Origin of the sequence: Pseudomonas sp. (assembly GCF_050739775.1) — a bacterium.
GTDB lineage: Bacteria > Pseudomonadota > Gammaproteobacteria > Pseudomonadales > Pseudomonadaceae > Aquipseudomonas.
Window position 1 is genome coordinate 58345 of sequence record NZ_JBOICA010000008.1, and the last position, 21247, is coordinate 79591.

A 21247-nucleotide genomic window follows, 5' to 3' on the forward strand; every position below is an offset into this window, starting at 1 on the left:
CAATCCTTAGGTCAAGAAATACTGCAGCAGGTCGTTGAGGAACAACTGGCCTCGCGGGGTGGCGACCAGTCGCGTCGTTTCGACCTGCAAAAGGCCTTTTTGTTCGGATTCACGCCGCGCGGCAGTCAGTAGCTCCAGCGCCAACCCCGTGCGCTGGCTGAACAGCTCGGCGTCCACGCCCTGGGTCAGGCGCAGGGCGTTCATCAGGAACTCGAACGGCAGTTCATCCACTGGCAACAGCTTTTCGCCGGCCTTGAAGGCCTTGGCCGGGTTCAGGTAGTCCTTGGGCAGACGCGTCTTCCAGGTGCGCAGGATGCGGCCATCGGGGTGGCTGAGTTTGCCGTGGGCGCCAGCCCCGATGCCGATGAAGTCGCCAAAACTCCAGTAGTTGAGGTTGTGCCGTGCAACACGACCGGGCTGGGCGTAGGCTGAGACTTCGTACTGGGTATAGCCGTGGCTGGCCATCAGGGCTTGGCCGGCCTCCTGGATGTCCCAGAGGATGTCGTCTTCGGGCAGCAGCGGTGGCTGGTTCCAGAACACCGTGTTCGGTTCCAGGGTCAGTTGGTACCAGGACAGGTGCGTGGGATTCAGCGCGATGGCTTGGCGCAGGTCGCCCAGGGCATCATCCAGCGACTGATCGGGCAAGCCGTGCATCAGGTCCAGATTGAAATTATCGAACCCGGCGTTGCGCGCCATGTCGGCGGCGCGAATGGCTTCGTCACCGTTATGGATGCGGCCCAGCGCTTCGAGCTTGGCCTGTTGGAAGCTCTGAATGCCGATTGACAGGCGATTGATGCCCAGCTGTCGGTAAGCCTTGAACTTCTCTTGTTCGAAAGTCCCGGGGTTGGCTTCCAGGGTGATTTCGATATCGCTGGCAAACGGGATGCGTTGCTCCACACCCACCAACAGGCGGCCCAAAGCGCGGGCGCTGAACAGGCTGGGGGTTCCGCCGCCGAAGAAGATCGAGCTGATCGGCCGACCGTAGACCGCGCCCAATTCCTGGTCGAGGTCCGCGAGCAGGGCATCGACGTAGGCTTCTTCCGGCAACTCAGGCGTGGCGGCGTGGGAGTTGAAGTCGCAGTACGGGCATTTGCGCACGCACCAGGGGATATGGATGTACAGCGCCAGGGGCGGCAGCTGCGCCAAGGCCGCCCGTGGTGCTTGGGAAGTAAAGCCAGCCTCGCCCAGATGCAGTGGCTGTGCCGGCGAATGATCGGTCATGCCAGGCCCAGACGTTGACGCAGCAGGCTCATGGCACGGGCACGGTGGCTGATCTGGTTCTTGTCGCCAGGACTCAGTTCGGCGCTCGAGCAATTACGCTCCGGCACCCAGAACAGCGGGTCGTAGCCAAAGCCATGCGCACCGCTGGCCTCGGTCAGGATGCGGCCATGCCAGAGCCCTTCGCAGAGGATCGGCAGCGGATCGTCGGCATGCCGGACCAGCGCCAGGACGCAGACGAACTGAGCGCCACGTTGCTCCTGCGGGACGTCTTTGAGCACATCAAGCAGCTTGGCGTTGTTGGCCGCATCGCCCTTGCCGTCGGCGTAGCGTGCCGAGTAGATGCCTGGTGCGCCACCCAGGAAGTCCACGGCCAGGCCGGAGTCGTCGGCCAGCGCCGGCATGCCGGATATGCGTGCGGCATTGCGTGCCTTGAGGATGGCGTTCTCGACGAACGACAGGCCGGTTTCTTCCGGCTCGACGCTGCTGAATTCGCCAATGGAGCGCAGTTGCACGGTATCACCGAGCATAGCCTGCAGTTCCTTGAGTTTGCCGGCGTTGTGGCTGGCCAATACGATTTGCTGAAAAGTCATCATTCGCCTGGAAAAAGTTCTTGGTTGAAACGGATGGTTTCGGTTTTGCCGCCAGTATCAACGTTGATCGTGAAGGTACGCATTTCCTGTTGTTCCACAGGGAACTGGGCGATGTAGTAGACCGCGCCTTGTTCGTTGATCTGCTTGAACTTCAGCGGGATCGAATTGCTGGTGAGGTCTTTGATGCTGCCGCTGACCTGGGTGACCACCGGCTTGCCGGCCTTGATCACCGACACGTTGATCACGCCCTGGTTCTTGCTGCGAACCAGCTCGGCAGCTTTGGCGATATCCGGCTGCAGGAAGGTCGAGATGAAGGTGCTGTAGTGCACCGTGGTATCCCCGAAGACTTCCTGGCGCTCGCCCTTGATGGCATCGGCGGCAACTGCTGTCAGGCTCAGGCAGGCAGTCAGTAAAAAGCTCAACAAGCGACCCATGATCGTTCTCCTCCAGTGTGCGGGTTAAACCGCGACCTTGTGTTCGGTCAGGCCGGGGCTGTTGACACGGTAAATGCCGATCTCCCCTAGAAGATTAGGCCATAGCTTGCTCGCCCACCCGTGGCGGTGCAAATGGTCGACCGCCAGACGGTCGAGGACCTGGGCGCGACGTTCGCTGCACAGCGCCTCGAAGTCTTCAAAGGTGCAGAAGTGAATGTTCGGCGTGTTGTACCAGGTATACGGCATGAAGTCCGAGACCGGCATGCGGCCTTTGGTCGCCAGGTACCAGCGGCAACGCCAGTGGCCGAAGTTGGGGAAGGTGATGATGCACTGGCGACCGACGCGCAGCATTTCGTCGAGGATCCGGTCCGGGTATTCCACGGCTTGCAGGGCCTGGGTCATGACCACCACGTCGAAACTGTTGCTGGCGAAATTTCCCAGGCCCTTGTCCAGATCCTGCTCGATGACGTTGACGCCCTTGGCCACGCATTCGGCGATGTTGTCCGGGTCGATTTCCAGGCCATAGCCGCTGACCTGCTTGTGGTCGCGCAGCGACGCCAGCAGTTCGCCGGTACCGCAACCGAGGTCGAGTACCCGGCTGCCGGCGGGGATCCAGTCTTGGATGATTTCCAGGTCGGCTCTCATAGGTTCCTCAACAGACGATGCGGTTCATGTAGTTCGTGAAACCCGTTATGTAGCGCGGGGTCGGGATCAGGAAGGCATCGTGGCCATAGGGCGAGTCGATATCCAGGTAGCAGACGTTCTTGCGCGCGGCGATCAGGGCGTCGACGATCTCCCGCGAGCGCGCTGGCGAGAAGCGCCAGTCGGTGGTGAAGGACATCACACAGTAGTCCGCCGTGACATTGGCCAGGGTCGCCGCCAGATCGCCGCGGTGGGCAGCGGCTGGGTCGAAGTAGTCCAGCGCCTTGGTCATCAGCAGGTAGGTGTTGGCGTCGAAGCGGCCGGAGAACTCCTCGCCCTGATAGCGCAGGTAGCTTTCGACCTGGAACTCGACGCTGTGGAAGTCGTAGTTGAGCTTGTCGCTTTTCAGCTCGCGGCCGAATTTCTCGCCCATGGAGTCATCGGACAGGTAGGTAATGTGCCCGACCATGCGCGCCAGCATCAGGCCGCGCTTGGGGATCACGCCCTGGTTCTGGAATGAACCGCCGTGGAACTCCGGGTCGGTGAGGATGGCCTGACGGGCCACCTCGTTGAAGGCGATGTTCTGTGCCGAGAGCTTGGGTGCCGAAGCGATGTCCAGGCAGTGACGTACGCGATCAGGGTAGGTGATGGTCCACTGCAGCGCCTGCATACCGCCGAGGCTGCCACCGATGACGGCGGCCCACTGCGCGATACCCAGGTGGTCGGCCAGGCGGGCTTGGCTGTGCACCCAGTCTTCCACGGTCAACACCGGAAAGTCGGCGCCGTAGGGCTTGCCAGTCACCGGATTGACGCTGCTGGGGCCGGTGCTGCCGTTGCAACCGCCGAGGTTGTTCAAGCTGACCACGAAGAAGCGGTTGGTGTCGATTGGCTTGCCCGGGCCGATGCAACTGTCCCACCAGCCCGGCTTGCGGTCGTCGGGGCTGTGATAGCCCGCCGCATGGTGGTGGCCGGACAACGCATGGCAGATCAGCACGGCGTTGCTGGCCGCGCTGTTGAGGGTGCCGTAGGTTTCGTAGATCAGTTCATAGGTGGCCAGCGAGCGACCGCAGGCCAGGGCCAATGGTTCGTTGAACTGTGCCAGTTGCGGTGTTACCAGACCGACCGAATCTTCGGGAAAGACAGTGGACATCGACCCTGCTCACGCTTAAATGAGGCGTAAGTCTAAAGACCACGGGGGTGGGGGGCAAGGAGCGCATCGCGGTGCGACGACTCGGCTTGCCCCGCGATAGATCAAACCAGCAAACGCAGCATTTCCGGCATCCCGGTCATCGCCGCCAGGTTATTGATCACCAGCATGTCGATCAGCTTCAAGGCTATGAACGCCAGGATTGGCGAGATATCCAGGCCACCCAGATTTGGCAGGATACGGCGGAACGGCGCGAGGAACGGATCGCAGATCTGGTTGATCAGCTCGGCGCCGGGGTTGTGGCTGCCCGGGGCGACCCAGGAGAGGATCACACTGATGATCAGGGCGAAGAAGAAGATCTTCAGGAACAGCGCGGTAACGCCAATCATCGACCAGACCAGCAATTGCAGCGGATTACCGGTGGTGCCGTAGGCCAGCAGCAGGGTCAGAGCCATGATCAGCAACTGGACGAGGATCGCCAGCAGCAGCGAAGACATATCCAGGCCGAACAGGCTCGGAACGATCCGGCGCATTGGCTTGAGCAGCGGCTGGGTGGCACGCACGGCAAACTGGCTGAGCGGGTTGTAGAAGTCGGCCCGAACCAGCTGCAGGATGAAACGCAGCATGATGACCAGCAGGTAAAGGCTGCCCAGGGTTTGCAGGATGTAGATGGCAGCGGTGTTCAATCCGATCATGTTCGGCTCCTTAGTTGCCCAGTTGTTCGGCCATCTCGGCCGAGCGGTGCGCGGCAGCGCTCAGCGCTTTTTCCACCAGCGCTTCGAATCCATCGGCCTGGAACGACTTGATCGCCGCTTCAGTGGTGCCGGCAGGGGAAGTGACGCGGCGACGCAGTTCGGCGGCGTCGACGTCGCTGCTGACGGCCATGTGCGCAGCGCCCAGGGCGGTTTGCAGGGTCAGTTTGGCCGCGGTTTCCCGTGGCAGCCCAAGCTTTTCGCCTGCGGCGGTCATGGCTTCGATCAACAGGAAGAAGTACGCAGGCCCGCTGCCGGAGACGGCGGTGACCGCGTCGAGCTGTTGTTCGGTGTCCAGCCACAAGGCAATACCCACGGCCGACAGCAGTTGTTCGGCCTGCTGACGCTGTGCCGCGGTGACTCCGCTGGTGGCGTACAGGCCGCTCACACCTTGGCGCAGCAGCGCCGGGGTGTTGGGCATGCAGCGTACGATCGGTTGCGCACCGAGCCAGTTATTCATGCTGGCGCAGGTGATCCCGGCTGCAATAGAAACCACCAGTTGCCCGGGCTTGAGGCTGGGCTTGAGCGCTTCGCACACGGCTTTCATCGCCTGGGGCTTGACCGCCAGCACCACAACGTCGGCACCTTCGACGGCCTGGGCGTTGTCGGCGAACAGTTCAATACCGTGCTCGGCGTGGATTTTTGCCCGCTGCTCGGCACCTGGGTCACTGGCGCGGATCTGCGAGGCGTCCAGGCCCTGGGCGCGCAGGCCGCCGATCAGGCTGGCAGCCATGTTGCCGGCGCCGATAAAGGCAATACGAGTCTTGCTCATGTCAGGTCCTTTAGGGGGAAGTTGAAAAAGGCATGGGTCAGGGCTGGCCGTAGTCGCGGGCGCCGAACAGCGCGGTGCCGATACGGACCCAGGTCGCGCCCTGGGCAATCGCCGCTTCCAGGTCGTGGCTCATGCCCATGGAAAGGGTATCCAAGTCCAGGCCGAGGCTGGCTTGCAGTTCGCGAACCCGGGCAAAGGCGGCTTCCTGAGCGGCGCGATCGTCGCTCGGCTCGGGAATCGCCATCAGCCCGCGCAGCCGAAGGCGTGGTAGCGCGGCGATGGCAGTGGCCAGCGCCGGTAGCGCTTCGGGCGTGCAGCCGGACTTGCTGGCCTCGCCGCTGACATTCACCTGCAGGCAAATGTTCAGCGCTTCGAGGCCCTCGGGGCGTTGTTCGGACAGACGTTGGGCGATTTTCAGGCGGTCCACGGAATGTACCCAGTCGAAATGCTCGGCGATGGCGCGAGTCTTGTTCGACTGAATGGGGCCTATGAAGTGCCAGGTCAAGGGCAGGTCGGTCAATTCGCCTTGTTTGTTCAAGGCTTCCTGCAGGTAGTTTTCGCCGACATCGCGAACCCCGGCGGCAAAGGCTTCACGCACGGCAGCGGCGGGTTTGGTCTTGCTCACCGCCAGCAGGCGGATGTCGGACGGCGAGCGTCCAGCGGCCTCAGCGGCAGCACCGATGCGTGCGGCGAGCGTGGAAAGGTTGTCTGCTATGGTGGACATTGATCGATGCCAGCGGCTCTTTGGGTCTGCGGCATTCTACCTGCTTGGCAGCCTTTGGGGAGTCTCATGGATGTGACTGAACTGCTGGCCCTGGCGACAAGGGCCGGGGCCTCGGACCTGCACCTGGCGGCGGCAGAGGTGCCGGCCCTACGCGTGGATGGACGAATGTGCCGTCTGGATCTGCCGGCGCTGAGCACTGAACAGGTGCTTGAGTTGTTAGGGGCGCTGATGTCTGAGGCGCAGAAGAAGGATTTCGAAACACTTCTGGAAATCGATTTCTCCGTCGCCGTGCCTGAGATGGCACGTTTTCGGGTAAATGCATTCACCCAGCGCAGAGGGCCGGCGGCAGTGCTGCGGGTGATTCCGAGCCAGGTGAGCAGCCTTGCCGAGCTGGGCTTGGGCAGTGTGTTCCGGCAGATTGCCGAGTTGCCTGCGGGGTTGGTGCTGGTTGCCGGGCCCACCGGCTCCGGCAAGTCCACCACTCTGGCTGCCTTGCTTGATCATCTGAACCGTGAGCGGCAGCTGCACATCATCACCCTTGAGGACCCCATCGAATTTATCCACAGCCCTCAACGCAGCCTGATCAGCCAGCGTGAAATCGGCAGGCATAGCCGTGGCTTTGCCCAGGCTTTGCGCGGCGCCCTGCGGCAGGACCCGGATGTGATCATGCTCGGTGAGCTGCGCGATGCGCAGACCATCCGCCTGGCCCTGACCGCAGCTGAAACCGGGCACTTGGTGCTGGCAACGGTGCACGCAGGGTCGGCGGCAAAAACCATCGACCGTCTGGTGGATGTTTTTGCCGCTGAAGAAAAGCAGCTGGTGCGTGCCATGCTGGCCGAAGCCCTGCAAGCGGTGGTGTCGCAGGTGCTGGTCGAAAAGGTGGGCGGTGGCCGGGTGGCGGCGCATGAGATTCTGCTGGCCACGCCAGCGGTAAGAAACCTGGTGCGTGAGGGCAAGGTGGCGCAGCTGTATTCAACCATGCAAATGGGCGCTGCACTGGGCATGCAGACCCTGGACAGTTGCCTGCAGGGCCTGGCGATGCGCGGATTGATCAGCCCTGATGGCGCCCGTGTGCGGGCGCATGAGTGGCTTTAGCGCTGGGCCAGGGCCAGTTGCTGGCTTTTCGGCAGGACGCGCTTGGCAACCACATAGCGGCTGCGCCAGTAGGGTTTGTTCAGCGTGTCGATACTGACCCGCTTGCCCGTGCGTGGGGCATGGATGAAGCGATCGTTACCCAGGTAGATGGCAACATGGTTGACCCGACGGCTCTTGATGTTGAAGAAGATCAGGTCGCCTGGCTTGAGGTCGTTGCGATCGACTTTCACGCCGTGACCTTGGGCCATGGCATTGGAGGTGCGCGGCAGGTCAATTTCGTCGATGTCGTTGAAGGCGTACTTGACCAGGCCGCTGCAGTCGAAGCCTTTGCTCGGGCTGCTGCCACCCCAGCGATATGGCGTGCCCAGTACATTAACGGCACGGCTGAGCACATCGCTGCTCTGCTGGGGCGACATCGACGCGACCGGCAGGCTTGGCTTGCTGGAGCGGGTGCGGTGCTGGATCTTGGTGCTGACGTTCTTGCTGGAGCGAACGGCGGCTGTATTTGTGGTGTACCCGGAAAAACCGTTGGGTAGACGTTGCTCACGGTTGGTGGCGTGGGCGGCCAGTGGCAATAATAGGCAAAGGGTCAGCCATGTCTTGAAAAAAGGACGCATAGGCAAGGCTCTAGTTGGTTAGCGCGCAACTTTATAACAGCTTTTTGATCATTTTTTGATCCGTTGGTCGATTGGCACACTGCCATACGTCGACCGAACACAAAAAAGTCACATTTTTTCTTAGAAAATTTATCGATAACCCTCAGAGGCTATGAATGAACAGTTATCAACAGGATGGGCAGCTGCAGGACACTCACAGCAAGGTGATCGGCTATCTGCTGTGGATTTTCGGCTTCACCGGGGCGCACCGTTTCTATTACGGCAAGCCGGTCACCGGCACGATCTGGTTCTTTACCCTGGGCCTGCTGGGCATCGGCTGGCTGATCGACCTGTTCCTGATTCCGGCCATGGACCGCGAGGCTGACCTGCGTTTCCACGCCGGCCCCCTGGACTACAGCCTGAGCTGGATTCTGCTGACCTTCCTCGGCATATTCGGTGTGCACCGCATGTACCAGGGCAAATGGATCACCGGGATCCTCTATCTGTTCACGGGCGGGCTGTTTCTGGTGGGGGTCTTGTATGACTTCTGGACGTTGAACACCCAGGTGTCGCTGGCCAACGCCCAGCGGCGTTGAAAGCGGCGGCCTTGTCGTTGACGATAAGGCCGCCGGCAGGATCACTGGCGGGTCTGGCGCTGCTGCAGCAACAGGTTGCTGAAGCCGCTGCCGGCCAGCTGTTTCTGGGCCACGGTCAGTTGCTCGCGATTGCTGAACGGGCCGACCAGTACCCGGTACCAGGTTTCTTCTTTGACCGTGCCGGACTCCACCTTGACCGCCTGGCCGAGCAGGATGATCTGCGCCCGGACCTTGTCGGCATCAGCCTGTTTGCGGAACGACCCGGCCTGCAGGAAGAACTGGGTGGTCGCCGCCGGCTTGATCACCGGTGGTGCCGGTGGTGGTGTCTGCCCCAGCAGCGCGGCCTGTGCCCGTGCGGTATCGATCTTCGCCGCTTCCGCCGGGGTGACCGGTGGTTGCGCCGGTACCGGCGGGGTTTTCTCTGGTACCGCTTCAGGCGGCACGATCACTTCCGACTCGGGCAGCAAGGTATAGAAGTCGTACTTGGGCTTGACCGGTTGTTGCGGACTTGGCGCGGTCTTGTTGGCTTCGGCGGCCTTCTCGGCTTTCTGCTGTTCAGGCTTGCTGCGTTTGACCTCTTCGTTGCCCGGCTCAAGCTTCATCAGAAAAACGATGAAGGCGCCGACGGTCAGGCCGATCGCCAGCCACAGCCAGCCCGGAATCGGTTGTTTGGCTGGTGCCTGGTTGCGGCTGGCGCCGCGCTTGGGGGCAGGTTTTTTCTTGGCAGCCAACTTACATACGCTCCAGGGTTTCCAGGCCGAGCAGCTCCAGACCTTGCTTGAGGGTGCGGCCAGTCAGGGCAGCCAGGCGCAAGCGGCTCTGCTGTTGTTCAGGCGTATCCGCACCCAGGATCGGGCAGTTTTCGTAGAAGCTGGAGAACAGGCCGGCCACGTCGTACAGGTAAGCGCAAAGTACGTGCGGAGTACCTTTTTCGGCGACGTTGTTCAGGATTTCACCGAACTGGGCCAGGCGCGCGGCCAGGTCTTGCTCCTGGGCGGCTTGCAGGACGATTTGCCCGTCCACTTCATCAAAGCTTTTGCCCAGCTTGCGGAACACGCCGGCGACGCGGGTGTAGGCGTACAGCAGGTACGGCGCGGTGTTGCCTTCGAAGTTGAGCATCAGGTCGAAGTTGAAGCTGTAGTCGCTGGTGCGGTGCTTGGACAGATCGGCGTATTTAACCGCGTCAATGCCGACCACCTGAGCGATAGCGCGCAGTTCTTCCTCTGCCAGCTCAGGGTTCTTCTCCTTGACCAGGGCGTAGGCACGTTCCTTGGCTTCGGTGAGCAGGTCGATCAACTTCACCGTGCCGCCGTCGCGGGTCTTGAACGGGCGGCCATCGGCGCCGTTCATGGTGCCGAAGCCCATGTGTTCCATTTGCATCGGGTGGCCGACGAAGCCGGCAAGGCGGGCCACTTCGAACACCTGGTTGAAGTGCAGGGCCTGGCGTTGATCGACGAAGTACAGGGCGCGGTCGGCCTTGAGTTTGTTACTGCGGTAGCGCACGGCAGCCAGGTCGGTGGTGGCATACAGGTAGCCGCCGTCGGCCTTCCGCACGATCACAGGCAGTGGTTCACCTTCGGCATTCTTGAATTCGTCGAGGAACACGCACTGGGCGCCGTTGCTCTCGACCAGCAGGCCCTTGGCCTTGAGCTCGGAAACCACGTTGGCCAGATCGTCGTTATAGGCACTTTCACCCATTACGTCGGCCATGGTCAGTTTGACGTTGAGCAGTTCGTAGGTCTTCTGGCAATGCGACAGCGAAATGTCCTTGAAGCGGGTCCACAGCTTCAGGCAATCCTCGTCACCCGCTTGCAGCTTGACCACTAGGCCGCGGGCTCGGTCGGCGAACTCTTCCGACTCGTCAAAACGCTTTTTCGCGGCGCGGTAGAAGTTTTCCAGATCCGACAGCTCGTCGCTGGTGATCGGGTTTTCCTGCAGGTAGGCCATCAGCATGCCGAACTGGGTACCCCAGTCGCCGACGTGGTTCTGACGCACCACGGTGTCGCCGAGGAACTCCAGGACGCGCGACACGGCGTCGCCGATGATGGTCGAACGCAGGTGGCCGACGTGCATTTCTTTGGCAAGGTTAGGTGCCGACAGGTCGACCACCACCTTCTGCTGCGGGCCGGCCTTGCTGACGCCGAGCTTGGCGTCGGCCAGCGCGGCATCCAGGCGAGCGGCTAGGGCCTGGGTATTCTGGAAGAAGTTGAGGAAGCCGGGGCCGGCGATCTCGACCTTGCTGACCTGCTCATCGGCAGGCAGCGCGGCAATGATTTTTTCCGCCAGGTCGCGCGGCTTCATGCCGGCAGGCTTGGCCAGCATCATCGCGATGTTGCTGGCGAAGTCGCCGTGGGTTTTGTCCCGGGCGTTTTCCACCTGGATCGCCGGCGTCAGCCCTTCAGGCAACACACCGTCGGTGACGAGTTGGGTGAGGGCTTGCTGGATAAGCTGGCGAATGGTGTCTTTCATGGGCTTCTCTTTCGACCGCAAGCGCGGCGGCGCTTCGATGCGCAGGTGGAAAAACTGGACATTATCCGTTGCTGGGGCGAGGTTGCCAACCTTTGAAGGGCTATCGCGGGGCGATAGTCAATACAGATCCACCGGATCCACATCCAAAGACCAGCGCACCTGCCGCCCGGACGGCATCTGCTCCAACAGTAGCAACCAGGCACTGATCAGTCGATGCAAAGGCGCCCGCGCATTGGCCTGGAGCAATAGTTGTGCTCGAAAACGGCCAGCGCGTCGCTCCATGGGCGCCGGAACCGGGCCGAGCAGCTCGATGCCCTGCAGGTTTTGATCGGCCAGCAGCTGTTCTGCCGCGCTGCAGGCTTCGTCGAGGAAACTCTCGGCCTGCCCCGGCTTGTGCGCTTCGGCCCGCAGCAGGGCCAGGTGGGCAAACGGCGGCAGTCCCGCTGCGCGTCGCTCGCTCAGGGCCTGCTCGGCAAAGGCGAAGTAACCCTGTTCGGTCAATTGCACCAGCAGCGGGTGGTCGGCCAGATGGGTCTGGATGATCACCTTGCCAGGCTCCTCGGCGCGTCCAGCGCGACCGGCAACCTGAACGATAAGCTGGGCCATGCGCTCGCTGGCGCGGAAGTCGCCGGAGAACAAGCCACCGTCGGCATCGAGAATCGCCACCAGGGTCACCCGCGGGAAGTGATGCCCTTTGGCAAGCATCTGGGTGCCGACCAGGATGCACGGCTGACCGCGCTGGATGGTGGCGAACAGTTGATTCATGGCGTCTTTGCGCGAGGTGCTGTCGCGGTCTACGCGCAGTACCGGAAAGTCCGGGAACAGAATGCTCAGGCGCTCTTCTGCCCGCTCAGTGCCAGCGCCAACCGGGCGCAGGTCGACCTTGTTGCACTGCGGGCACTGGCGCGGCACGCGTTCGTCGTAGCCGCAGTGGTGGCAGCGCAGTTCGTTGGAGCGCTGGTGTACGGTCATGCGCGCATCGCAGCGCGGGCACTCGGACATCCAGCCGCAATCGTGGCACAGCAGGGTCGGGGCAAAGCCGCGGCGATTGAGGAATACCAGCACTTGCTGACCGGCTGCCAGGGTCTGGCCGATGGCCTGTTGCATCGGCCCGCTGATGCCGCTGTCCAGGGGCCGGCTCTTGACGTCCAGGCGCAAGAAGCGTGGCTGCTGGGCGCCGCCTGCGCGCTGGTTGAGGCGCAGCAGGCCATAGCGGCCACTGTGGGCGTTGTGCAGGCTTTCCAGTGACGGCGTCGCCGAACCGAGCAGGATCGGGATGTTTTCCTGGCGCGCGCGCACCAGGGCCAGGTCGCGGGCGTGATAGCGCAGGCCTTCCTGCTGTTTGTAGGAGCCGTCGTGCTCCTCGTCGATGATGATCAGGCCGGGGTGCTTCATCGGGGTGAACAGTGCCGAACGAGTACCGATGATGATGTCGGCCTCGCCGTCGCGGGCCGCCAGCCAGGCGTCCAGGCGTTCACGGTCATTGACTGCCGAGTGCAGCAGGGCGATACGGGCGTTGAAGCGCTGTTCAAAGCGCGTCAGGGTCTGCGGCCCGAGGTTGATTTCCGGAATCAGGATCAGCGCCTGCTTACCGGATTCAAGGGTTTCGCGGATCAGCTGCAGATAGACCTCGGTCTTGCCGCTGCCGGTAACGCCGGCCAGCAGGAAGGCATGAAAACTGTCGAAACCCGAGCGCACGGCAGTGAAGGCGGCGCGTTGCTCGTCGTTCAGCGGCAGCTCGGGCTGTGCCAGCCAGTGTTCATGACGCTCCTGGGGCAGGTGGCGGCGCACTTCGACCCGGACCAGCTCCTTGGCCAGTAGCAGGTCAAGGCTGTCCTTGCTCAACATCAGTTTGCTCAGCAGTGTATGCGCGACCCCATGGGGGTGTTGCGCCAGGGTCGCCAAGGCTTCGCGCTGTCGAGGCGCGCGGGCAATACGTGGGTCATCCAGGCGTGCGCCCGGCGCGACTTGCCAGAAGCGCTCCTGGCGCGCCTCTGCCGGTTCGCCTTGGCGCAACAGCACTGGCAGGGCCCAGCTCAGGGTGTCGCCAAGGCTGTGCTGGTAGTATTGGGCGGTCCACAGGCACAGCTTGAATAGCGCCGGGGGCAGTGGCGAGACCGGGTCGAGCAGGGCGATTGCCGGCTTGAGCTTGTCCGACGGGACCTCGCTCTTGTCGGTTATTTCGATCAGGATGCCGATCATTTCCCGCCGCCCGAAGGGCACGCGAATACGCATGCCCGGGGTCAGCGCCTGGCGCGCCATGCTCGCCGGGGCCCTGTAGTCGAACAATCGCCGCAGGGGCGAGGGCAGGGCGAGGCGCAGAATGACGTCGGACACGCGATGAGTTCTCTGAAGGGGGTTTCCAAGACCCGGCGAGCCTAGCAGACGACAGTCGGTGCAAGCGACAACTTGCGTTGACAGCATGCTCTGGTATTATTCGCCGCCTAATTACGTGCGGTATTCAACAATGGTGTTGGGTGGCGGCACGCAGTCGAGGAAGTGACCATGAAGCCAGAAATTCACCCGAATTATGAAGTAGTCGCAGTCACCTGCAGCTGCGGTAACAAGTTCGAAACTCGTTCGACCCTGTGCGCCCCACTGGGTACCGACGTATGCAACGAGTGCCACCCGTTCTACACCGGTAAGCAGAAGACTCTGGATACCGGCGGCCGCGTCAAGCGCTTCGAAGATCGCTTCGCTGCGTTCGGCAAGAAGTAAGATTGCGCGTAGCTGGCCCGATGGGCTTGGCAATGCTGCTGAAGAAGGCGTCCCTCGTGGGCGCCTTTTTTGTGGGTGCAACTTGGCAACTGCCGGCGCTGGCTTTCTGCCCTGCACCCGTCGATCCACAGGTCGTCAGCGTACGTCAGGTGGTCGACGGCGATACCTTGCGTCTGAATGATGGCCGCAGTGTTCGCCTGATCGGTATCAATGCCCCGGAAATCGGCCGCAAGGGCCGCCGCAGCGAAGCCTTCGCCGAGGTTGCGCGCCAGCGTCTACAGGCCCTGGTCAAGAGCAGCGGCGGTCAGGTGAGCCTGGTGCCGGGCGCCGAATCGCGCGACAAATACGGGCGTACGCTGGCGCACGTCTACGGCCGCTCTGGCGACAATTTCGAAGCACAACTGCTCAGCGAAGGCCTGGGCTACCGGGTGGCAGTGGCGCCGAACGTCTCGCTGAGCAGCTGTCAGCAGCAGGCTGAGAACGCTGCTCGTCAGGCTGGCAAAGGCCTGTGGCGGCAATCGCCACTGACGCCGGCGAACCAGCTCCGGCAGTCGGGCTTTGCGCTGATCAGCGGCAAGGTGCGGAGTATCGAACGCAATCGCGGTGGTATCTGGATCGAAATCGATGATTCGCTGGTGCTTCAGGTGCCCGCTCGATTGCAACGTAACTTCCCCGCCGCCTTCCTCACGGATTTGAAAGGTCGATCCATCGAGGCTCGCGGTTGGGTGCTGGATCGTTCCCGCAAAGGTGGGCTGAAACCTGGACAGCAGCGTTGGATGCTGCCGTTGACCGATCCTTCGATGCTGGAGCGGGTCGAAAAATAAGAATTGTCTACATTTTTTATTTTGATTGTACACATAGAAACCCTTGCGGGCTGCGGCTCTTGGCGGAAAGTCGTAGGTTAAAGGCCTTGACACAAGTGACCGGCCAGTCTTGTCGACCCTTTGCTCTTTGCGTATCCTCGGCGGTCCGTCAGAATAGTAAATAGCGGAATGCCCACCATGTCAGATTTGAAAACCGCCGCTCTCGAATACCATGCTCAGCCTCGCCCGGGGAAACTGAGCGTCGAGCTCACCAAACCTACTGCGACTGCTCGCGACCTGGCGCTGGCCTACAGCCCTGGCGTGGCCGAGCCGGTGCGTGAAATTGCTCGCGACGCAGAGCTGGCGTACAAGTACACCGGCAAGGGCAATCTGGTAGCAGTCATTTCCGACGGCACCGCCATTCTTGGCCTGGGTAACCTCGGCCCGCTGGCGTCCAAGCCTGTCATGGAAGGCAAGGGTGTTCTGTTCAAGCGTTTCGCTGGTATCGACGTCTTCGACATCGAAGTCGACTCCGAAAGCCCGCAAGCCTTCATCGACACCGTCAAGCGTATCTCCATCACCTTCGGTGGCATCAACCTGGAAGATATCAAGGCACCTGAGTGCTTCGAGATCGAGCGCGCGCTGATTGAACAGTGCGACATCCCGGTATTCCACGATGACCAGCACGGCACCGCGATCGTGACCGCCGCCGGCATGATCAACGCCCTGGAAATCGCAGGCAAAACCCTGGCCGACGCCAAGATCGTCTGCCTGGGCGCCGGCGCTGCCGCCATCTCCTGCATGAAGCTGCTGGTGAGCATGGGTGCACAGATCGAGAACATCTTCATGGTTGACCGTACTGGCGTGATCCACGCTGGCCGTGACGACCTGAACCAGTACAAGGCGGTCTTCGCCCACGCGACCGACAAGCGCACCCTGGCTGACGCCCTGGAAGGCGCTGACGTGTTCGTCGGCCTGTCCGGTCCGAACCTGCTGAGCCCTGAAGGCCTGAAGTCGATGGCAGCAAACCCAATCGTCTTCGCCTGCTCCAACCCTGATCCGGAAATCTCGCCGGAACTGGCGCACGCTACCCGCAGCGATGTGATCATGGCCACCGGTCGTTCCGACTACCCGAACCAGGTCAACAACGTGCTGGGCTTCCCGTTCATCTTCCGCGGTGCCCTGGACGTTCGCGCCAGGCGCATCAACGAAGAAATGAAGATCGCCGCCGCCAACGCCCTGAAAGACCTGGCCAAGCTGCCGGTGCCGAAGGAAGTTTGTGCAGCCTACGGCGTCGACGCGCTGGAGTTCGGCCGTGAGTACATCATTCCGAAGCCAATGGATGCCCGCCTGATCACCGTCGTATCTGATGCTGTGGCCAAGGCCGCAATCGAAACCGGCGTGGCGACCCTGCCGTATCCGAAGAACTACCCGCTGAAAAGCGTGGATGACGTGTTCAACGGCTAAGCCGTTGTAGCGTTGTAACAAAAAGCCCCGGCTCGTGAGAGTCGGGGCTTTTTTGTGGGTGCTTGGCCATGGATCTGTTTTATCTTCATCGCTGGCAACGCCAGCTCCCACAGGGGGGAGAGTTGGCGTTGCCAGCGATGGGCCGTAAAGCGGTCCGGGATAATCAGAACAGATCGATTGGCGCTGCTTCATCCGCAGGCAGCGGGCTGCCCGGTGCATTGCCGTCGCCCAGCTCGTTGACCGATGGCGGTGTGTCCTCTGCCTTGAACAGCTCGAAGTAGGCATTCGGCGTGCTCGGCGTTGCTGCCCGGCCACTGACCGGGTCAACCCGCAGGCTGAGGATACCTTCCGGTTCGGCCGGGGCGTGGTTGGGCGTGTCCTTGAGGGCCGGGCCCATGAAGTTCATCCAGATCGGCAGCGCCACGGTGCCGCCGTATTCACGGCGCCCCAGGGTTTCAGGCTGGTCGAAGCCACTCCAGACGGTAGTCACCAGGTCGGCGTTGTAGCCGGAAAACCAGGCATCCTTGGACTCGTTGGTGGTGCCGGTCTTGCCCGCAAGGTCAGTGCGGCCCAGGGATAGGGCGCGCCGCCCGGTGCCACGCTTGATCACGTCCTGGAGCATGCTGGTGAGGATGTAGGTGGTACGGCTGTCGACGATGCGTTCGGCCACCGCGGGAGGCTGGGCGACGGCGGGCGCGTTGCTGGTCGGCGCGGCAGCCGCTTCGCCAGGCAGTTGGCTGCTGATCGGGGCTTCTGGCGCGGCAATTCCAGCTTCGACCTGTTCGGCTTGCGGCACCCGTGGCGGGTTGGCAGTAAACAGGGTTTCACCGTTGCGGCTCTCGACGCGTTCGATCAAGTATGGGGTGATCTTGAAGCCGCCGTTGGCAAAGGTGCTCCAGCCCGTGGCAATTTCAATTGGCGTCAGGGTGGCGGTACCCAGGGCCAGGGACAGGTTGGGCGGCAGGTCCTGCTTGTTGAAGCCGAACTTGCTGATGTACTCGATGGTCCGACCGACACCCATGGCTTGCAGCAAACGGATCGACACCAGGTTGCGCGACTTGTACAGCGCTTCACGCATGCGGATCGGGCCAAGGAAGGTGTTGGTGTCGTTCTTCGGGCGCCAGACCTTGTCCAGGTACTCGTCGACGAACACGATCGGGGCGTCGTTGACCAGGCTGGCGGCGGTGTAGCCGCTGTCCAGCGCCGCACTGTAGACGAACGGCTTGAAGCTCGAGCCCGGCTGACGCTTGGCCTGCATGGCACGGTTGTAATTGCTCTGCTCGAAGGAGAAGCCGCCAACCAGGGCGCGGATGGCGCCGTTATTGGGGTCCAGCGAAACCAGTGCACTCTGCGCGCCCGGGACTTGGCTGAACTTCAGGCTGCCGTCGTCCAGGCGCTGGACGCGGATCAGGTCTCCCACCTGAGCGACATCAGAAGGCTGCTGCGGTGCACGCCCCTGGCTGTTGGTGTTGAGGAAAGGGCGGGCCCATTTCATGGTGTTCCAGGTCACGGTTTCCAGTGTGTCGGCGCGGGTAAGCACCTGCAGGCCGGTCTTGTCGACTTGGGTGACAATCACCGGCTCCAGGCCGCCCAGCGGGCGCTGTTTACTGAGTTCCTGCAGCCAGGCGGCGTGGGGCTTGCCCGGGAAGCGCGCCTCAGGGCCGCGATAGCCGTGGCGCTCATCGTAGGCGCTGAGGCCGTCGAGTACGGCTTTGTTGGCGATTTCCTGCAGGTCGCTCGGCACCGTGGTGGTGACCCGGAACCCTTCGGTGTAGGCATCGCTGCCATAACGGCCAACCATCTCGGCACGGGCCATCTCGGCAATGTACGGGGCGCGGACTTCAGGCGTCGGCACGTGGTAGCTGGCGTTGATCGGCTCGGCCAGTGCGGCCTGGTAACTGGCTTCGTCGATTTTGCCCAGTTTGTACATGCGCCCCAGGATCCAGTCACGGCGCTCCTTGGCGCGCACCGGGTTGGCCAGCGGGTTGAAGCGCGACGGCGCCTTGGGCAGGCCGGCGATCATGGCCATCTGGGCCAGGCTGATGTCACGGATCGACTTGCCGTAGTACACCTGGGCCGCGGCTTCGATGCCGTAGGCGCGGTTGCCCAGGTAGATCTTGTTGACGTACAGCTCGAGGATCTCGTCCTTGGTCAGCTCGCGTTCGATCTGCAAGGCCAGGAGGATTTCATTGGTTTTGCGCGAAAAACTGCGCTCACTGCTGAGGAAGAAGTTTTTCGCCACCTGCATGGTGATGGTGCTGCCGCCGGTTTGAATGTGCCCGGACTTGAGCAATTGTGTTGCAGCGCGCATCAGGCTACTAGGGTCAACCCCGTAGTGATTGGCGAAATTGTCGTCTTCGGCCGAGAGCAAAGCCTGAATGAAATGGGGCGGAATGTCGGCGAAACGGATGGGAGAACGGCGCATTTCGCCAAACTCGGCAATGAGTTTTCCGTCACTGCTGTAGACCCGCAAAGGGATCTGCAACTGGATGCTTCTGAGGGCCTCTACCGAGGGCAAGCTGGGGCTAAGATACAGAAACGCGCCGCTCAGACCGAGCACGATTGCGCAAATGACTGCGACGAAAGACCACCAGAAGAACTTCAGCAGGCGTATCAAGGCTTTTGGGCGTCCAGGTAAAAGAGTGGGTTGCGCGCAGGGCCAGCGGACAAGGGAAAACGCTGGGCATTATAAGCATTTTTCGCACGGTCGCGTTATTGGCGCAGCCGTCAGGGAATCAGCCAGGTTTGATGGGGCCAAGCCCCCTGTTGACCTGCGGCGATCAAGGAAAAACCGATGCTTGGACGCTTGGGCAAGGATGCCGGTTCACTTCTGGGGGTGGAAATTACCCCTCCGTTCATCAGGCTGGTGCAGTTGCAACGGTATCGTGGTCGTTGCAGCGTGAAGGCCTGGGCACTTGAACCTTTGCCTGCGACAGCCATGCACAATGGCTGGATCGGTGATCCTGAGCAGGTCGGCGCGGCCTTGCTCCGGGCTGTTCGGCGTAGTGTCGGCCAGGTGCGCAAAGCAGCCATTGCGCTGCCAGGCGGGCTGGTGATCGAGAAGCTGGTGTCGATGCCGGTTGACTTGGACGACGAAGCCATTGCCGAGCACCTACCAGCCGATGCCGGCCAGTTTATTCCTTTTGCCCTTGAGGATGCTGCAATCGACTTTCAGGTCATGGGTCTTGATCCTGACGATTGTCAGCGCCAACGGGTTGTCGTTGCCGCTTGTCATCTGGCTTTGCTGGAAGTGCTCCAAGCCAGTCTTGAATCCGCTGGCATGCGGGCCTGTGTGGTTGAGCCCGACAGCCACGCCTTGCAGCGTGCGGTACAAGCAGACGGCGCGCACGAGGGCTTGTTGCTGCAAATCGAAGCCGATGCCTTGGTCTTTCACGAGCGGGGTGACGGGCGTGTGTCGCTGCGTCGCGAAGTCCGCATGCCTATCCAGGGGGATTTCGTGCAATCGTTGGCGATGGCTGTGGATAACTATTTGTTATCCAGCCCAGGGAGGGCGCTGCCAGAACAGTTGCTGCTCTCGGGGGCTGGTGCGGTGGATCTGCACTTGCCCGGGCAACTGCAGCAGCGTCTGGGCATGGATGTGCGCCATGCCGACCCTTTCAAGCATCTGGCTCTGGCGCCAGGTCTGGAGTCCCGCTCCTTGATGGCACAGGCCCCGTGCCTTGCGGTTGCCTGTGGCTTGGCAATGCGGGAGGGCGATCGATGCCTGGGTTGAATCTGCTGCCTTGGCGTGAGCAACAGCGTCAGGCCGGTATCCGACGCTTGCAGGGGCTGTTGTTGGGCGTAGGACTGATGGCTGCGCTGATTACCTGGCTGACGGATTATCTGGGGCGGCAGGTGCAACACCGCCAGATGCTCGAAAGCGCCTCGACCCGGCAGGCTATCGAGCGCTTCGATGCTCAGCTGACGCAGCTATCGCAGCATACGGTTGAGCAGGAGCAGATCCAGCACAGGCTGCAAGCGCTGGAGTATCTGCAGGGCAAGCGATTATTCCTGGTTGATCTGCTCGTACAGCTCGAACGCGCCGTGCCACAAGGGGTGTACCTCACGGCGGTCACTCGAGAAGGCACGCGCCTGCATATCCATGGGCTGGCGCGCTCGGGGTCGTTGGTCGCACAACTGTTGCGCAACCTGTCCTCTGCGCTCGGGGAGGCTGATATGCAACAGATGAAGGCAGTGGATGAGGGGGAGGCGTTCGAATTGAGCGTGGCCTTGAGGGGTGAGCCTTGAATTTGTTGTCCATGGTTCGATGGCAGCAGATGGCGGCTGGCTCCCGAATCAGGCAGGCGATACTCCTGGGTAGCGGTCTGACGCTGATGCTGGGGCTTGCGTACTTCGTGCATCTGCGCGCGCTTTTCATCGAGATCGAGAAAGGTGCCGAACAGTCGCAGCACTTGCGGTTCGAGCAGGCAGACAAGGCAGTACGTGCACAGGCGCTTGCGACCCACGAGGCGCAATTGGCCGCGGCATATCAGCGCCTTGATGAGTCCCGCTGGAGGTTGGCCGCGGGTGGTGAGCTGGCCGATTTACTGGAAGACATTGCGCATCAGGGGCAGTCGGAGGGGGTGTTTGTCGAGCAGGTGGAACTGTTACCGGAGATCCTTCATGACCACCACGTTGAAATGCCAATGCAATTTCAGTTGCGCGGCACTTACGTGGCATTGGCCACTTTTGCCCAGGGTCTGGCCCAGTTACCTCGACTTATCACCTTGCAGGATTTCTCTTTGTTACCGGTACAGGTGCAGAACCCGGCGGGGTTGCGTATGCAGGTCCGCGTCAGTGCCTACCGTAGCCGGGTGAAAAGTACGGCTTCTGCTCTGACTCGTCTTGAACCTGAGCCGGTACGGCCTTTGCCGAGCGTTTCGCGCAGCCCGTTCGAGCCTTCGCCGCTGATGCAGCACCGTCAGTACCTGGAAACGGTGCCACTCGACCAGTTCGAGATGATTGGCAGCCTGGCCCGGCGTCAGGTCCGTTTTGCATTGCTGCGTGTCGCAGGCGTCGTCCACCGCCTGCAGGTGGGAGACCGCCTGGGGCGTGACAAGGGACAGGTTGTGGGCATCGAGGAGCGGCAGGTCGAAATAGCCGAGGAAGTGTTCGTGGTGGGCAAGGGGTGGGTCGAGCGACGTCGAACGCTGAGCCTGAAGCTGCCTGCTGGCACGGAATAAAGGTGCGAACCAGGGAGGTCGCAGATGAGGGCAGGATG

Annotated in this window: 20 protein-coding genes and 2 pseudogenes; 8 read left to right on the plus strand and 14 right to left on the minus strand. The window is 61.9% G+C overall.

What is annotated here, in order from left to right:
- Positions 1–6: 6 nt before the first annotated feature.
- The 8 genes from hemW to ACRESH_RS06390 all read right to left on the minus strand — a co-directional run bounded on the left by hemW (position 7) and on the right by ACRESH_RS06390 (position 6282).
- Positions 7–1221 (minus strand): radical SAM family heme chaperone HemW, encoded by a 1215-nt coding sequence (hemW, locus tag ACRESH_RS06355; RefSeq protein ID WP_431741164.1) that lies wholly within the window; start codon positions 1219–1221, stop codon positions 7–9.
- A complete protein-coding gene (gene rdgB / locus ACRESH_RS06360) occupies positions 1218–1814 on the minus strand; it encodes an RdgB/HAM1 family non-canonical purine NTP pyrophosphatase (RefSeq protein ID WP_431741165.1) in 597 nt (198 codons plus the stop codon). The genes hemW and rdgB overlap by 4 nt, the downstream gene beginning before the upstream one ends.
- Entirely contained in the window at positions 1811–2245 is a 435-nt protein-coding gene (locus ACRESH_RS06365; RefSeq protein WP_431741166.1) for a DUF4426 domain-containing protein, read from the minus strand. The genes rdgB and ACRESH_RS06365 overlap by 4 nt, the downstream gene beginning before the upstream one ends.
- A gap of 24 nt (positions 2246–2269) precedes the next feature.
- Positions 2270–2890 carry a methionine biosynthesis protein MetW gene (gene metW, locus ACRESH_RS06370; protein WP_431741167.1) on the minus strand — a complete coding sequence of 207 codons (621 nt, stop codon included), beginning with the start codon at positions 2888–2890 and terminating at the stop codon, positions 2270–2272.
- Between the two features lie 7 nt (positions 2891–2897).
- Positions 2898–4037 carry a homoserine O-succinyltransferase MetX gene (metX, locus tag ACRESH_RS06375; RefSeq protein WP_431741168.1) on the minus strand — a complete coding sequence of 380 codons (1140 nt, stop codon included), beginning with the start codon at positions 4035–4037 and terminating at the stop codon, positions 2898–2900.
- 101 nt (positions 4038–4138) lie between these two features.
- Positions 4139–4729: a YggT family protein gene (locus ACRESH_RS06380; RefSeq protein WP_431741169.1), complete on the minus strand. Its 591-nt coding sequence runs from the start codon at positions 4727–4729 to the stop codon at positions 4139–4141.
- 10 nt (positions 4730–4739) lie between these two features.
- On the minus strand, positions 4740–5558 hold the full coding sequence (proC, locus tag ACRESH_RS06385; protein ID WP_431741170.1) for a pyrroline-5-carboxylate reductase: 819 nt from the start codon (positions 5556–5558) through the stop codon (positions 4740–4742).
- Positions 5559–5595: 37 nt separating this feature from the next.
- Entirely contained in the window at positions 5596–6282 is a 687-nt protein-coding gene (locus ACRESH_RS06390; protein WP_431741171.1) for a YggS family pyridoxal phosphate-dependent enzyme, read from the minus strand.
- Between the two features lie 66 nt (positions 6283–6348).
- Between ACRESH_RS06390 and ACRESH_RS06395 the strand changes: the two genes are divergently transcribed.
- Positions 6349–7377, plus strand: a complete 1029-nt coding sequence (locus tag ACRESH_RS06395) for a type IV pilus twitching motility protein PilT (RefSeq protein WP_431741172.1) — start codon at positions 6349–6351, stop codon at positions 7375–7377.
- Here ACRESH_RS06395 and ACRESH_RS06400 read toward each other — a convergent pair.
- Both ACRESH_RS06400 and ACRESH_RS06405 read right to left on the minus strand, forming a co-directional pair.
- A pseudogene (locus ACRESH_RS06400) lies at positions 7374–7802 on the minus strand (C40 family peptidase); the annotation flags it as partial. The gene ACRESH_RS06395 and the pseudogene ACRESH_RS06400 sit on opposite strands and share 4 nt — an antisense overlap.
- Positions 7803–7876: 74 nt before the next feature.
- Positions 7877–7994: pseudogene (locus tag ACRESH_RS06405) on the minus strand (peptidase P60); the annotation flags it as partial.
- Between the two features lie 155 nt (positions 7995–8149).
- On the opposite strand from ACRESH_RS06405, the gene ACRESH_RS06410 reads away from it, so the two are divergent.
- Positions 8150–8569 carry a TM2 domain-containing protein gene (locus ACRESH_RS06410; protein ID WP_431741173.1) on the plus strand — a complete coding sequence of 140 codons (420 nt, stop codon included), beginning with the start codon at positions 8150–8152 and terminating at the stop codon, positions 8567–8569.
- A gap of 41 nt (positions 8570–8610) precedes the next feature.
- Here ACRESH_RS06410 and ACRESH_RS06415 read toward each other — a convergent pair whose 3' ends face one another.
- The 3 genes from ACRESH_RS06415 to ACRESH_RS06425 form a co-directional block, all read right to left on the minus strand.
- A complete protein-coding gene (locus ACRESH_RS06415) occupies positions 8611–9300 on the minus strand; it encodes an SPOR domain-containing protein (protein ID WP_431741174.1) in 690 nt (229 codons plus the stop codon).
- A gap of 1 nt (position 9301) precedes the next feature.
- Positions 9302–11038, minus strand: coding sequence for an arginine--tRNA ligase (argS, locus tag ACRESH_RS06420; RefSeq protein ID WP_431741175.1), 1737 nt, complete (start codon positions 11036–11038; stop codon positions 9302–9304).
- Between the two features lie 117 nt (positions 11039–11155).
- On the minus strand, positions 11156–13375 hold the full coding sequence (locus tag ACRESH_RS06425) for a primosomal protein N' (RefSeq protein ID WP_431741176.1): 2220 nt from the start codon (positions 13373–13375) through the stop codon (positions 11156–11158).
- Between the two features lie 168 nt (positions 13376–13543).
- Here ACRESH_RS06425 and rpmE point away from each other — a divergent pair, with 168 nt between their 5' ends.
- The 3 genes from rpmE (at position 13544) to ACRESH_RS06440 (ending at position 16026) form a co-directional block, all read left to right on the plus strand.
- Positions 13544–13756: a 50S ribosomal protein L31 gene (gene rpmE, locus ACRESH_RS06430; RefSeq protein WP_107024884.1), complete on the plus strand. Its 213-nt coding sequence runs from the start codon at positions 13544–13546 to the stop codon at positions 13754–13756.
- A 2-nt stretch (positions 13757–13758) separates the two neighbouring features.
- Positions 13759–14580, plus strand: a complete 822-nt coding sequence (locus tag ACRESH_RS06435) for a thermonuclease family protein (protein ID WP_431741177.1) — start codon at positions 13759–13761, stop codon at positions 14578–14580.
- Positions 14581–14757: 177 nt separating this feature from the next.
- Complete coding sequence (locus ACRESH_RS06440; protein WP_431741178.1) at positions 14758–16026, plus strand: malic enzyme-like NAD(P)-binding protein; 1269 nt, start codon at positions 14758–14760, stop codon at positions 16024–16026.
- Between the two features lie 163 nt (positions 16027–16189).
- On the opposite strand, the gene ACRESH_RS06445 is transcribed toward ACRESH_RS06440, so the two are convergent.
- Positions 16190–18640, minus strand: a complete 2451-nt coding sequence (locus ACRESH_RS06445) for a penicillin-binding protein 1A (protein WP_431741228.1) — start codon at positions 18638–18640, stop codon at positions 16190–16192.
- Positions 18641–18820: 180 nt separating this feature from the next.
- On the opposite strand from ACRESH_RS06445, the gene pilM reads away from it, so the two are divergent.
- The 3 genes from pilM to ACRESH_RS06460 are packed head-to-tail and all read left to right on the plus strand — an operon-like array spanning position 18821 to position 21209.
- Positions 18821–19759, plus strand: a complete 939-nt coding sequence (pilM, locus tag ACRESH_RS06450; protein ID WP_431741179.1) for a type IV pilus biogenesis protein PilM — start codon at positions 18821–18823, stop codon at positions 19757–19759.
- Positions 19747–20274: a PilN domain-containing protein gene (locus ACRESH_RS06455; protein WP_431741180.1), complete on the plus strand. Its 528-nt coding sequence runs from the start codon at positions 19747–19749 to the stop codon at positions 20272–20274. The genes pilM and ACRESH_RS06455 overlap by 13 nt, the downstream gene beginning before the upstream one ends.
- Positions 20275–20285: 11 nt before the next feature.
- Positions 20286–21209: a pilus assembly protein PilP gene (locus ACRESH_RS06460; RefSeq protein ID WP_431741181.1), complete on the plus strand. Its 924-nt coding sequence runs from the start codon at positions 20286–20288 to the stop codon at positions 21207–21209.
- The last annotated feature ends 38 nt before the right edge of the window (positions 21210–21247 follow it).